The sequence below is a fragment of the Rheinheimera sp. genome (genome assembly GCF_965283995.1).
Lineage (GTDB): Bacteria > Pseudomonadota > Gammaproteobacteria > Enterobacterales > Alteromonadaceae > Pararheinheimera.
Map to the genome: position 1 here is coordinate 2,455,912 of NZ_CBDIQG010000001.1, position 14,165 is coordinate 2,470,076.

Consider the following 14,165-nt stretch of genomic DNA (forward strand, 5'->3'; position numbering starts at 1 on the left):
TCTGCAATCCTGCAGACTGATACCTATTGTTTTCCATGCAAGTTTGCAAAAATCTGAAGCTGTTCCAATACTTAGCCACAGTTCGCAGGGATGCAGCGCTGCTGTGGCAAATTGTCGCAGCATGTGCTTTTACCCCTCATGTTTGATTCTAATCAAGGTTTAAACCCTGCAAGCGGCGGACAATAGTCTGGCGCTGAAGTACAGCACGCCGCCGTGTTGCAACAGAGCTTTGTTGCGACAGAACCTCGCGGTGCCAGCGCTGTTGTGATGGCAAATTTGATGTTGATCAATAACCCGGCAGTTAAGCGTCGCCGTTTTGCAAGACAGCGCTTACATTAGTAAATGATTAAGTAAATTAACCCCACAGGAGACGGTGGATGGATATCGTCGAACTCTCGCGCTTGCAGTTTGCCTTTACGGCAATGTACCACTTCCTATTTGTGCCGCTGACGCTCGGTATGACGTTTTTACTGGCGATCATGGAATCGGTTTATGTGATGACCGGCAAAGAAATTTACCGCGATATGACCAAGTTCTGGGGCAAGTTGTTTGCCATTAACTTCGCGCTGGGGGTCACTACCGGTATCGCGATGGAATTCCAGTTCGGTACCAACTGGTCTTATTACTCGCATTATGTCGGCGATATTTTTGGCGCGCCGCTGGCGATTGAAGGCCTGATGGCGTTTTTCCTTGAATCGACGCTGGTTGGCCTGTTTTTCTTCGGCTGGGACCGGTTAAGCAAGGTGCAGCATTTAGCTGTGACCTGGCTGGTGGCCTTAGGCTCTAACCTGTCGGCGCTGTGGATTCTGATTGCCAACGGCTGGATGCAAAACCCGGTCGGTGCCGAATTTAACTATGTAACGATGCGGATGGAAATGACCAGCTTCAGCGAAGTCATCTTTAACCCGGTGGCGCAGGTCAAATTTGTCCATACCGTGTCGGCTGGTTATGTCACAGGCGCGATGTTTGTGCTGGCCATTTCGGCCTGGTACATGCTTAAAGGCCGCGATTTAGCCTTTGCCCGCCGCAGTTTTGCTATTGCCTCGGCCTTTGGTCTGGCGGCGTCTGTGTCGGTGATTGTGCTCGGTGATGAATCCGGTTATGAGCTCGGCGACGTGCAGCGGGTGAAACTGGCAGCGGTGGAAGCGGAATGGGAGACCCATCCGGCGCCGGCGTCTTTTACCGTGATTGGCGTGCCAAACAGCGAAACGCAAACCACTGACTATGCCGTGAAAATTCCTTATGCACTCGGTCTGATTGCGACCCGCTCACTGGATGAACCGGTTAGTGGTCTGAAAGACTTAAAAGAGCAGCACCGCGCCCGTATCATCAATGGCATCGAAGCCTACCGCTTATTGCGCCTGCTGCGCGGCGGCGATACTTCTGCCGAGACCAAAGCCGCGTTTGACAGCGTGAAAAAAGACTTAGGCTATGGCCTGTTAGTCACCGCTTATGCTGAAGACCCAAGTAAAGCCACGCCAGAGCAAATTCAGGCGGCAGTTGATGGCAGTATTCCGCAGGTGGCACCGATGTTCTGGAGCTTCCGCATCATGGTCGCGGCCGGTTTTGCCATGCTGGTAATTTTTGCCCTGAGTTTCTACTACAGCGCCAAACGACTGGAACGTAAACCAACCTGGTTATTAAAAGCTGCCCTGTTTGGTCTGCCATTGCCGTGGATCGCCTGTGAAGCCGGCTGGTTTGTGGCGGAATACGGTCGTCAGCCTTGGGCGGTCGGTGAAGTGCTGCCAACCCATATGGCGGCGTCTGGTTTAACCCCGGCCGAGATCTGGACCAGTCTGATCCTGATCACTGTGCTCTATACCATTTTCCTGATTATCGAAGTCTGGCTGATGCAGCATTTTGCCCGCAAAGGCCCGTCCAGCCTGCATACCGGCAAATACGATTTCGAAACCGGCAAAGCGACTGAGGTGTAACATGGATTACGAATTTTTAAGATTTATCTGGTGGTTATTGATTGGCGTGCTGTTTATCGGCTTTGCCATTACCGACGGTTTTGATATGGGCGTCGGCGCTTTGTTAAAAGTGGTCGGTAAAAACGACATGGAGCGGCGGGTGATGATTAATGCCGTCGCGCCGCACTGGGACGGTAATCAAGTCTGGCTCATCACCGCTGGTGGCGCCTTGTTTGCTGCCTGGCCGCCGGTCTATGCCACCGCATTCAGTGGTTTTTATCTGGCGATGATGCTGACGCTTGCTGCACTTTTTATGCGTCCGATTGGCTTTGACTACCGCTCGAAGCTGGAAAATCCGGCCTGGCGCAGCAACTGGGACTGGGCGCTGACCTTTGGCTCGGCCGTGCCACCAATCATTTTTGGCGTGGCCTTTGGTAATTTGTTACAAGGCGTGCCGTTCCATTTTGACGAACTGCTGCGTATCAAATATACCGGTAGCTTCTTTGCGCTGTTAAACCCATTTGCGTTGTTGGTGGGCGTGCTGAGCTTACTGATGTTTGTCAGCCAAGGCGCGGCTTACCTGCAGATGAAAACTGAAGGCGACATCCTGAAACGCAGTCAAACCGTGGGGTTAATTGCCGGTTTGGGTGCAGCAGCTTTGTTTGTGCTGGCCGGGGTTTGGCTCAATGCCGGCATTGATGGTTATGTCGTTACCAGCGCTTTGGATAGCAATGCGATTAATAACGCCGTCAGCAAAACCGTGGAAGTGCGCAGTGGCGCCTGGTTGCAGAACTATGCCAGTTATCCACTGTTGTGGCTGGCACCGGCATTAGGTGTTGCTGCATTTGCGCTGAGCGGCCTGCTAAGCAAAGCTGGTAAAGGCGCGCTGGCATTCCTGCTGACTTCATTAGGTCAGGCCGGCGTGATCCTGACCTGTGGCATCTCGATGTTCCCCTTTGTCATGCCATCCAGCTCGATGCCGAACCACAGTCTGACCATGTGGGATGCAACATCCAGTGAGCTGACATTAAAAATTATGTTCTTTGTTGCCTGTGTGTTTGTGCCTATTGTGCTCGGTTATACCATCTGGAGTTACATCAAGATGTTTGGCCGGCTCAATGAGCAGCAGATCCGTGACAACAGCCATTCTTTATATTAAAAAAAGGACAACATCATGTGGTATTTCGCCTGGATTTTAGGAGTATTACTGGCCTGTTCTTTTGGCATCATCAATGCGATGTGGCTGGAATTAAATGGCTACGCCGAAGAGGATCAGGGTTCTGAATAAGCCCGTTCTGAATAGCGCGCTGCCTTTATTACAGCAGTGGCTGAAGCCTCATCGGCCCAGGCTACTGCTGGCTGTGTTTGCAGCGGCACTGTCAGTGCCGCTGTTGCTTTGGCAGATGTGGTGTCTGGCGCTGCTGGCCGATGCCATGCTGGCTGCTGCTCTGCCGGCGGCAGCACTTTTAACGGCAACGCCTGCGCCGGAATTTCCTTTTTCATTATTGTGGCAGTTTGCGCTGGCTTTTGTGCTGCGCCAGCTGTGTCTGCTGCTGCGCGATGGGCTGACGCAACAAAGCAGTCGTTTGTTACGGGCTGACCTGCGCCAACAATTGCTCAACCGGCTGGCGGCGCAAGGCCCGGCGCGGCAACGCTTTGGCAGTGACGGCTTGTTGTCGACCTTATTGACCGAACAAATCGATGCGTTGGACGGTTATATCAGCCGCTATTGGCCCCAATTGTTTCAGGTGATCTGGACGCCACTGTGTATTGCCATCGTCGTATGTTGGCACAGCCTGTTAGCCGGGATGTTATTACTGATCACTGCACCGCTGGTGCCACTTTTTATGATTCTGGTGGGGCGTGAGGCCAGCAAAGCCAGCAGTGAAAAACTGGCAGAATTAGGCCGGATGGGCGCCCGGCTCTGGCAATTTTTGCAGGGGTTGTCGCTGCTGCGCCGGCTCAATGCGATCCCACAGGCGACCGCGCAGCTGGAGCATGCCACAGAGCGCTATCGGCAAAGTTCATTACAGGTGTTGCGGCTGGCATTTTTGTCGACGGCAGTACTGGAATTGTTTGCCTCGCTCGCCATCGCGCTGGTGGCGTTGTATTTAGGCCTTGGACTTTTGGGCGAATTGCCCTGGGCTAAAGGTGAAGTGCCGGTGGCTTTTGCGCCGGCGTTGTTTATTTTGTTGCTGGCGCCGGAGTTTTATCAGCCGCTGCGCCAGCTCGGCGCTGATTATCATGCCAAAGCGCAGGCTGAAGCCGCGGCGCTGGCGCTTAAACCGCTTTGGTTGCTGCCGTCATTACCGATGAAATCGCTACAAGTCGACAGTCCAGCAACTGAGCGTGAGTTCTCCGTCAGTTTACCCAGCGAAAACACGCCACTGATCCAATTGCAGCAGATCCGGCTTGGCACAGAGGCCAAGCCGCGCTTAGTGATCCCACAATTACACATCAGGGCGGGTGAGCGCTTGCTGCTGCAGGGCGACAGCGGCAGTGGCAAATCTTCGTTATTACAATTACTGGCCGGTTTTGCCGACTTTGACGGCGACTATCAGTTTGCCGGTCAGCAGTTTGCAGCCAACAACAGACCACAGCTTTGGTCGCAACTGAGTTATTTAACCCAAACACCGGAATTGTTCGCCGGCACTGTGGCTGAGAATTTGCGAATGGCCTTGCCTGGCGCCACTGATACTGTGTTGACCGCTGCGCTGCAACAGGTAGGGTTGCTGGTGGAACTGGGCGCGGCTACTGCGCTTAACTATCTATTAGGCGAAGCCGGGCAGGGCTTATCCGGGGGACAGCAGCAGCGGCTGTGTCTGGCGCGGCTGTTGCTGGCGGATCGGGCCTTATGGTTGCTGGATGAGCCTTTTGCCGAGCTGGACCAGGACACTGCCGCTGAGTTGGCGGTGTTGCTGGCGCAACTCAGTTTGGGCCGTACGCTGCTGATCGCCAGCCATCAGTGGCAGCAGCTGAGCTTCCTGGACGGCGCTTTGTTGTTACAACAAGGGCAGATCATCGGCCGACAACCGCTCGGGGAGGTCGGATGAAGCAACACAAACACGGACAGATCCGCTTACGGGATCTGTGGCGGACCCACAAAGCCGGCTGGAGCTTAAGTTTCAGTCTGGGCGTGCTGACAGTATTTGCCACTGTGGCACTGCTGGCCTGGTCCGGTTGGTTTATCAGCGCCGCCGCGGCAGCCGGCGTTGGCGCCAGTTTTAACTATTTAAGACCCGGCGCTTTGATCCGGCTGTTTGCCATCATGCGCACCGCCGGTCGTTATGGCGAACGGGTGTTGTCGCATGCCTTGGTGCTGCGTTTGCTGGCAGCGCTGCGGGTGCAGGTGTTTGTCTCTCTGGCTCAGCAAAACGGGACGCAGCAAAGTGGCGATACCGTGTTGGCCGGCGGTGACCGTTTGCAGCGACTGATTGCTGATATCGATGTGCTGGACCAGCTGCCGTTGCGGTTATTGAATCCATTGGGTTATGCCAGCTTACTGAGCGCGGCTTTTTTGTTTCTGCTATTGGTGCTGTTACCCGACGCCTTTTGGCCGGTCGCAGCGCTGTTGCTGGTTCTGGCGCTGTCGATTGTGGTTGTCTCCCAAAAAGGCACAAGCGGGCCGGTGCAACAAGCGGCTACCGAAGTGCAGTTGCAGGGGCAACGGCGTGGCTTGCTGCTGGAAAATCTGCAATTGCTGACCACTTTATTAACCACGGGCCATTGGCAGCAGCGTCAACAGCAGTTTATCCAGCTCGATCAACAGGTGCTGCAATTACAACAACGGCAGCAATATGGCCAGCTGGCAGCGCAGTGGTTATTGCAGCTGCTGATCTTGGCGGGCCTCGCAGCTTTATGCTGGCCGATGTTGACGGCACTGCTCGCACAGCAACCATTTCCGCTTGCGGTGCCGCTATGGCTTGGCCTGGTGCTCGCATGGCTGGGGCTGTCCGAGCTATTGTTTTCATTGCTACTGCTGCCACAAAGCTATGGTCAGCTCCGCGCTGCGCAGCAGCGTTGCAATGCACTGGCAGCGCCGGTCTGTTCATCGTCGGATGTCGCTGCGGCAGCGGCGCCAGATTTAAGTCATGGCGTGACGCTGGACATCCGGCAGCTGCAGTTTGGCTTTCAACAACCGCTCGGCGAGGTCAGTGCAAGCTTTCAACAAGGTGACGTGGTGCTGTTAAAAGGCCCGTCTGGCAGCGGCAAAAGTTGTTTGCTGCAAACGCTGGCGGCGGAAATACCGGCTTTAACAGGGTCCATATTGTTGCAGGGGCTGGCACTTGAGCAATGGCCCACCGCAGCGTTGTATCAACAGCTTGGTTATCTGCCGCAGCGGCCTTATCTGTTTGGCTTGTCGGTGGCGGCAGACTTGCGCCTCGCTAAACCGTCCGCATCGGACGAAGAACTACTACAGGTGCTGACATCGGTTGGCTTAGATGGCTGGCTGGCGCGGCAAAATCAGGGCTTATTGACCGTGCTCGGCGACTATGGCGTCGGTTTGTCCGGCGGCGAATTAAAGCGGTTTGCCTTAGCGCGCTTACTGCTACAAAAACCAGCGGTATTGCTGCTCGACGAACCCTTCGCCGGCTTGCAACAGCAGCTGGCACAACAACTGTTGCAGCGACTGGCGGCCTTTCAACAGCATGGCATTTTGATCATCGCCAGCCATCAGCAACAGCAGGATCAGGTGTTTAACAGAGAGTGGTCCCTGCATCACAGAGTGGATCAAGCCACGACTTGCCAGTGCTGAAGCATGTACCGATACTTGTTTAATTTTGGCATGCTAATTTTTAGGCAATAGCTACACTGTAAGTTCTTTGGACAGCGACAGGACCACACGTAATGGACTTCTGTAGAATCTTATCGTTTTGCCTCGGTTTATTTTGTGCTACAGCTTGGGCAGCCGCCCCACCAGATCAAAACTTCGATGCGATAACTCCACAATCTTCAGCCAACACGTCGAATCCTTCTATTACATTTGACAGTATTGTGTATTCGACAGACGCATCTAGTGACGAGCTCCGTGTTGACTCTATAGCAGCTATAACAGCCAATTTACCGACGTTGGGCTCTGGTAACGGCATTACTTCAGCCTGGGTGGGTGATCCGTCAACAACTTTTTTCAAGTTTGCATCCGTTAACAATGTCGATGATTTCAAAATGGTATCGTTGCGGGCAGAAATATGGGGAGGGGGGTCCAACACCTCTGAACTATATACCATTGGTGGTTACAATGATGGCAGTTTAGTTGTTTCAGCAGTCGTAAATTTTACAGCTGACGGAACTTATGGTTCTGGTAGTTCTGCGATTGTTTATGATCGGCAAACAACCCCTGCCGAAGAATCAAGTTCATCAAATTCGGCCAACGCTGGTTTACTAACCTTTGGCAGTGGTTGGACAAATATCGATGAAGTTCGCTTTACCATTGCCGATGGTAAATATTTAACAGTGATGTTGGACGAGCTTAATTTCGCCGAAGTAGACGTCACATCTCCAACAGTAACTTCCGTTTCCGCTTCCACCGCCAATGGCACCTATAAAACCGGTGACAGCATCAGTATTCAGGTGAACTTTGATGAGAACGTGACGGTGACTGGTACTCCGCAATTAACGCTGGAAACCGGCACCTCCGATCGGACTGTCAATTACAGTAGCGGCAGCGGTACCTCAACATTGACGTTCAATTATACTGTTCAGGCCGGCGATACCAGTCTGGATTTGGATTATGTCGCCACCAACTCGCTGACGTTAAATGGCGGCGACATTGAAGATGCATCGGCAAATAATGCGACGCTGACGCTGGCAAGCCCCGGCGCTGCCAATTCATTGGGTGCTAACAAAAGTATTGTGGTCGATGGTGTTGCACCTACAGTCGGTGGTGTCACTGCCAGCACTGCCAATGGCACCTACAAAACCGGTGACAGCATCAGTGTCCAAGTTAATTTTGATGAGTCGGTCACAGTGACAGGCACGCCGCAATTGACACTGGAAACCGGTGCGACAGACCGCACTATCAATTACAGCAGTGGCAGCGGCAGCTCGACATTAACTTTCAACTACACAGTACAAAGCGCTGATAACAGCAGCGACCTTGATTACGTCGCAACCAATGCGCTGGCATTGAATAGTGGCACCATCCGTGACGCGGCTGGTAATAACGCCACGCTGACACTGGCCTCGCCCGGTGCAGCCAATTCATTAGGTAATAACAAAGCGCTGGTCATTGATGGTGTAACGCCAGCAGTTACCAGTACTGCCCCAGTCGGTGGTGCAGTATCGACTGATACCAGCGTCGATTTTACGGTGAATTTCAGTGAATCGGTGACGGGCATTTCGACCGATGACTTTGCGCTCGGCACTACAGGTGGAGCCACCGGCACTATCGCGAGTGTCTCAGCTAACAGTGGTTCCAGTGTCACAGTGACCGTTAGCAGCATTAGTGGCAACGGCACTATTAAAATCAATCTGAACGGTTCAACCAATATCAGCGATGCTGCCGGTAATTCTGGTCCCGCCGCTTATACCAGCGGCACCACACACACAGTGGCCATTCCAACAGCGCCGGATGCACCGACTATTGGTGCTGCCACAGCGGGTGATGGGCAGGTTTCGGTGGCCTTTACCGCACCGGGCAATAATGGTGGTTCAGCCATTACCGGCTATACCGTCACGTCGAACCCCGGGGGTATCACGGCCGGCGGCAATGGTTTTACCACATCACCCATCACGGTCACCGGGTTGACCAACGGAACCGCTTACACGTTCACCGTGGTGGCGACTAATGCGATTGGTACCAGCGTGACCTCCGCAGCATCTAATTCAGCGACGCCGAAGGCAAACCAAACGATTACGTTCGCCAATCCGGGAAGTCAGACCTTCGGCACAACGCCAACGCTGACAGCGACCTCAGATTCTGGCCTGACGGTGACGTTCACCTCCAGTACCACAGGTGTTTGTACTATTACATCTGGCGGCGCTTTGACTTTTGTTACTGCGGGTAGCTGTACAATTGACGCCGAACAGGCCGGCAATGGCAGTTTTAATGCCGCGCCAACAGTGCCTCAGACTTTTACCGTCAATGCCATAGTGCCTGGTGCACCCACTATCGGCAGCGCCACAGCTGGCAATACACAAGCGTCAGTGGCATTCAGCGCACCAGCCAGCAATGGCGGTGCCAATATCAGCGGTTACACTGTGACGTCGAACCCGGGAGGTTTGACTGGCACGGGCGCCGGCTCGCCCATTACCGTGACCGGGCTGACCAATGGCGTGGCTTATACTTTTAGTGTGACAGCGACGAACAGTGCCGGGACGAGCAGCGCGTCTGCGGCATCAAACGCTATTACGCCGGCATCGCCACAAACCATAACTTTCAATAATCCCGGCGCGCAGAACTTTGGTACAGCACCAACACTGACGGCGACTTCAACCTCCGGTCTGACCGTCACTTTCACCTCATCTACCACCGGGGTTTGTACTATCACCTCGGGTGGCTTGCTGAATTTTGTCACGGCAGGGACTTGTACTATCAACGCGGACCAGGCGGGTGACAGCAGCTTCCTGGCTGCGCCTCAGGTCAGTCGAAGCTTTACTGTGACGGCGGTCGTGGCAGGGGCGCCTACAGCGGCAACGGCCACTGCGGGTGATACACAGGCCAGTATCGCCTTTACCGCGCCGGTGAATACCGGTGGCGCGACGATTAGTGGATATACAGTGACCGCCAATCCCGGCGGACTGACCGGCACAGGTGCGACATCACCGATTATCGTCACCGGGCTGACCAATGGTCAGGCTTATACCTTCACTGTGACAGCAACGAACAGCGCTGGCACTGGGGCTGCGTCCGTGGCTTCGAACAGCGTTACGCCAAAAGCAGCGCAAACCATCACCTTTAATAATCCGGGCGCGCAGAACTTTGGCACTACGCCCACGCTGACGGCCACTTCAAATTCCGGCCTGACTGTGGCTTTCACATCCAGTACTACCGGGGTTTGTACTAGCACCAGTGGCGGCGCTCTGACCTTTGTCACTGCCGGCACTTGTACTATTAACGCCGACCAGGCGGGCAATGGCAGCTATCTGGCGGCCACTCAGGTCAGCCGTAGCTTTACGGTGAATGCGGTGGTAGCGGGGGCGCCGGTGATTGGGATTGCCACAGTGACAGGAGCAACCAGTGCCAGTCTGACATTCACTGCGCCGGCGTCAAATGGCGGTGCCGTTATTACCGGATACACCGTCAACAGCACACCAGCCAGCACGCCGGTGAATATCGCGGCTTCTCCGGCGACTATTAGCGGCCTGACCACAGGTCAAAGTTATACCTTTACCGTCACAGCAACGAATGCAGCCGGCATAAGCAGTGCCTCAGCAGCATCCAACGCGGTGGTCCCGGCCAGTCTGAATGTCGCGCCGGTGATTTCCGGCAGTCCGGCCACAACGGCAACGGCAAATGTGGCTTATGCATTTACACCAACAGCCAGTGATGCCGATACCGGCACAACCCTGACGTTCAGCGCCAGCAATGTGCCGGCCTGGGCAAGTTTCAGCAGCAGTACCGGCACCTTGAGCGGAACTCCTGCTGAAACGGATGTGGGCAGCAGTGGCAGTATTGTCATTAGTGTCAGTGACGGTGAAGCCAGTGCCAGCTTGCCGGCATTCAGTATTACAGTGCAAACAGGCAACAAAGCGCCGGTGATTGGCGGCACGCCTGCGACCAGTGTCAAAGCGGGAACGGCGTATAGCTTCACGCCGTCAGCCAGTGATGCGGACGCCAATGACACCTTGAGCTTTAGTATTAACAACAAACCCGGCTGGGCCAGTTTCAGTACCAGTAACGGCAGTCTGAGCGGCACGCCGGCGCAAACGGATGCCGGGACGACCAGCGGTATTGTGATCAGTGTCAGCGACGGCAAAGTCAGCACCAGCCTGCCGGCGTTTAATCTGCAGGTGATTGCCAATACGGCGCCAGTCGCGACACCAGGCAGCAGCACGCTGAACGAAGATGAGCCGGCCAGTATTGATTTGGGAGGCACCGATGCCGATGGTGACCCGCTGACAGTCCAAATCCAGACCCAGCCGAAACACGGCAGCTTGCAACAGAGTGGTGAAGAGTGGCTGTATACACCGCAAAAAGATTTCAGCGGCGAAGACAGTCTGAGCTTTGTGGTCAAAGATGCTGGGTTAAGCTCCGAACCTGCGACCTATCGTCTGACCGTCACACCGGTCAATGATGCGCCACTGGCTATCGATGACAATCTGACCATCGCACGCAGCACTAATGATCAATACAGTCTGAGTGTACTTGGCAATGACACTGATGCCGATGGCGATACATTGCAGCTGGCCGGTGCTTCCACCGGGCTTGGGACTGTAACTATCGCCGGCAACAACCTGAACTTCACCGCTCCTGCGCAGTACGTCGGGCCTGTGACCCTGCAGTACAGTGTCAGTGACGGCAAAAAAGGTTTGGCAACTGCCACGGTGAACCTGACCATCACCGGCACGCCAGGATCCGTATTGCCGGTGATCACGGTACCGGCTGATATCGCCATCAATGCCACAGCACTGTTTACCCGGGTGCCACTGGGGACCGCGACAGCTGTTGACAATGCTGGCCGGCGTTTGCGCGTCGCGTTGATTAATGGCTCCTTGTTCTATGCACCAGGGCTACATCAGGTGTACTGGCAGGCCACTGATGCGGCAGGCAATACCGCGACCAAAATGCAACAGGTGCGCGTCCAGCCGCTGGTGTCGCTCAGCAAAGATCAGACGGTGGTTGAAGGCAGCAGTGTCAATGTAGAAGTCATACTAAATGGCCCTGCGCCGCAATATCCGGTAGAGGTACCTTATACCGTCTCAGGGACGGCCGGCGGTAATGACCATACCCTGGTCAGCGGCGTTGCCACGATCAGTAGCGGTCAGAGCACTGTCCTGCAGTTTGACGTACTTGACGATGGTCTGGCCGACGACAATGAAAACCTGACAATCACGCTGAACGATAGTGTGAATCGCGGCGCGCAACGTAGCAGTACCATCCGTATCACCGAAGCCAATGTGGCGCCGGTAGTCAGTCTGAATGCAAGCCAGCAAGGCGAAGCGCGTCTGACGGTCAGCAAAAATGGCGGGCTGGTGACCTTAACGGCCAATGCAACTGATGCCAATACCAGTGATCAGTTAACGCTGAGCTGGCAGTCTGATCTGACACTAAGCGGTGACATTACTACCAGTCGTAGCTTTGATCCGGCCACAGTAACGCCTGGTGTATATCCGATCAGCCTGAAGGTCAGTGACAACGGCACGCCAGTTCGCAGCACCACCGCACAGCTCTATCTGGTCGTGCAGGCGAGCTTGCCGGTGTTAGGTAACACGGACACTGACGGCGATTTAATTCCGGATAATCAGGAAGGTTTCGCCGATGTTGATCGTGACGGCATTCCGGATTACAAAGATAGTATCAGTGAATGTAATGTGGTGCCGGAAGCTGATACACAGCAAGCTGCATTTTTGGCCGAAGGTGAACCGGGGGCCTGTCTGCGCCGCGGTCAGCAATCGATTCTGGCCAGTAGTGGCGGGCTCGAGTTAGGGCTGCTGGAGGTGGAAACCGACACTGCTGCGGTGAATATTGGCGGGATCTATGATTTTATCGCCTATGGCCTGCCGCAAATCGGTCAGAGTTACCAGCTGGTGCTGCCACAACGCTTGCCGGTACCGGCCAATGCGGTGTATCGCAAATTCAGCGACGAGACTGGCTGGAAAGAGTTCGTCAGCAACAGTAAAAACCATGTCAGATCTGCGCCGGGTGAGCGTGGCTTCTGTCCGCCGCCGGGGGATGCCGTCTATACAGCCGGCCTGACCGAAGGCCATTGGTGTGTGCTGGTCACTGTTGAAGATGGTGGACCAAATGATGCTGACGGTATCGCCAATGCCGCGATTGTCGATCCTGGCGGAGTTGCAGTATTACTGAGCAGTAACAAGCTGCCTCAGGCAAAAGCGGATACGGCGACCACGCGGATGAATCAGCTGGTTAGCGTGAATGTCCTTAGTAATGATACCGATGCTGACAATGACAAACTCAGCGTCAGTCAGGCGGTGGCTAACTTCGGCAGCGTGAAAATCGAAGCCGACGGCAAACTGACTTACACACCGGCGCCGGATTTTATCGGTACTGATGTGGTGGTATATAGCGTTACCGACGGCAAAGGCGGGACTGGCAGCAGTGAACTGACCATCACGGTTCGACTCAATAACCTGCCATCGGCAGTCAACGACAGTGCCGCGACCGATGATCGCACCGCAATCAGCATCAATGTGCTGAGTAACGACAGCGATGCAGACAGCGATCCATTGAAAGTACTGAGCGCCACTGCGACCAGCGGCAGCGTGGCCATCGACAGTGAAAACCGGCTGCGTTACACGCCGAAAGCCGGCTTCGCAGGCGTCGATGTTGTCAGTTACCGCATCAGCGATGGCTTTGGCGGTGAGGCGACCGGCCAGGTCAGTATCACGGTAACGGCCTATCAGGCTGTCACGGTCAGTAACAAATCCTCAGGGGGCGCAATGTCAGTGCTCGGGGCTGGCTTGTTGTTAGTGCTGGGACTTGGCCGCCGATATCGGCTGCTGGCACTGCTGTTATGCGGCGGTGCGGCGCAGGCGGCCGATTTCGGACTTCAGCTGGGCGTGGGGCAGAGCAAAGCCAGTCAGGCTGACCACAGTGTGTTGGCAGGGCTACCTTCCGGCACGCTGCGAAATCTGGATGACAGCGATACCGCGCTGAGTCTGAGCCTGCAATGGCGCTGGCTGGAGAGACTGGATTTGGAACTGGGGTATCAGGATTTGGGCGATGCCAGTGTCGAGCTCAGCACACAAACCCTGACGCCGGCGCAATATCATCAGGCCGTACAAAGTCTGACCCCGGTGTTAGGCGATGGCCTGTTTACCGGCGTGCGGATTGGGCTGTGGCAGCAACAACACTGGCGCTTACAACTGCCACTCGGTCTGATGGCCTGGCAAAGTGATATTGACAGCAGTATGAACGGCTCGACGCTGCACAGTAAAACCGATGGTACAGATCTGTATTACGGACTGGCGCTGCAATATCTGCCCAATGCGCATTGGGTGACCGGTGTTGGCTGGCAGCAGATCGCGCTGGCGCCTGAAGACGTGCGTGTGCTGCAGTTCACGCTCAGTTATCGGTTTTGACACAACAGTGTCTGACAAAAAAGCCGCTGTAGTCAGCGGCTTTTTTCT

At 54.9% G+C, this 14,165-nt stretch carries 6 protein-coding genes; all 6 read left to right on the plus strand.

Going from position 1 to position 14,165, the window contains the following annotated elements:
* Positions 1 to 377 precede the first annotated feature (377 nt).
* The 6 genes from ACQ66Q_RS11060 to ACQ66Q_RS11085 all read left to right on the plus strand — a co-directional run bounded on the left by ACQ66Q_RS11060 (position 378) and on the right by ACQ66Q_RS11085 (position 14,117).
* Positions 378 to 1,934, plus strand: coding sequence for a cytochrome ubiquinol oxidase subunit I (locus ACQ66Q_RS11060; protein ID WP_430456854.1), 1,557 nt, complete (start codon positions 378 to 380; stop codon positions 1,932 to 1,934).
* 1 nt (position 1,935) lies between these two features.
* Positions 1,936 to 3,072, plus strand: a complete 1,137-nt coding sequence (cydB, locus tag ACQ66Q_RS11065) for a cytochrome d ubiquinol oxidase subunit II (protein ID WP_430456855.1) — start codon at positions 1,936 to 1,938, stop codon at positions 3,070 to 3,072.
* A gap of 15 nt (positions 3,073 to 3,087) precedes the next feature.
* Positions 3,088 to 3,201: a cytochrome bd-I oxidase subunit CydX gene (gene cydX, locus ACQ66Q_RS11070; protein WP_208933096.1), complete on the plus strand. Its 114-nt coding sequence runs from the start codon at positions 3,088 to 3,090 to the stop codon at positions 3,199 to 3,201.
* On the plus strand, positions 3,167 to 4,966 hold the full coding sequence (gene cydD / locus ACQ66Q_RS11075) for a thiol reductant ABC exporter subunit CydD (RefSeq protein WP_430456856.1): 1,800 nt from the start codon (positions 3,167 to 3,169) through the stop codon (positions 4,964 to 4,966). The genes cydX and cydD overlap by 35 nt, the downstream gene beginning before the upstream one ends.
* Positions 4,963 to 6,669 carry an ATP-binding cassette domain-containing protein gene (locus ACQ66Q_RS11080; protein WP_430456858.1) on the plus strand — a complete coding sequence of 569 codons (1,707 nt, stop codon included), beginning with the start codon at positions 4,963 to 4,965 and terminating at the stop codon, positions 6,667 to 6,669. Before cydD ends, ACQ66Q_RS11080 begins: the two co-directional genes overlap by 4 nt.
* Before the next feature lie 701 nt (positions 6,670 to 7,370).
* Positions 7,371 to 14,117, plus strand: coding sequence for an Ig-like domain-containing protein (locus ACQ66Q_RS11085; RefSeq protein WP_430456859.1), 6,747 nt, complete (start codon positions 7,371 to 7,373; stop codon positions 14,115 to 14,117).
* Positions 14,118 to 14,165: the final 48 nt, after the last annotated feature.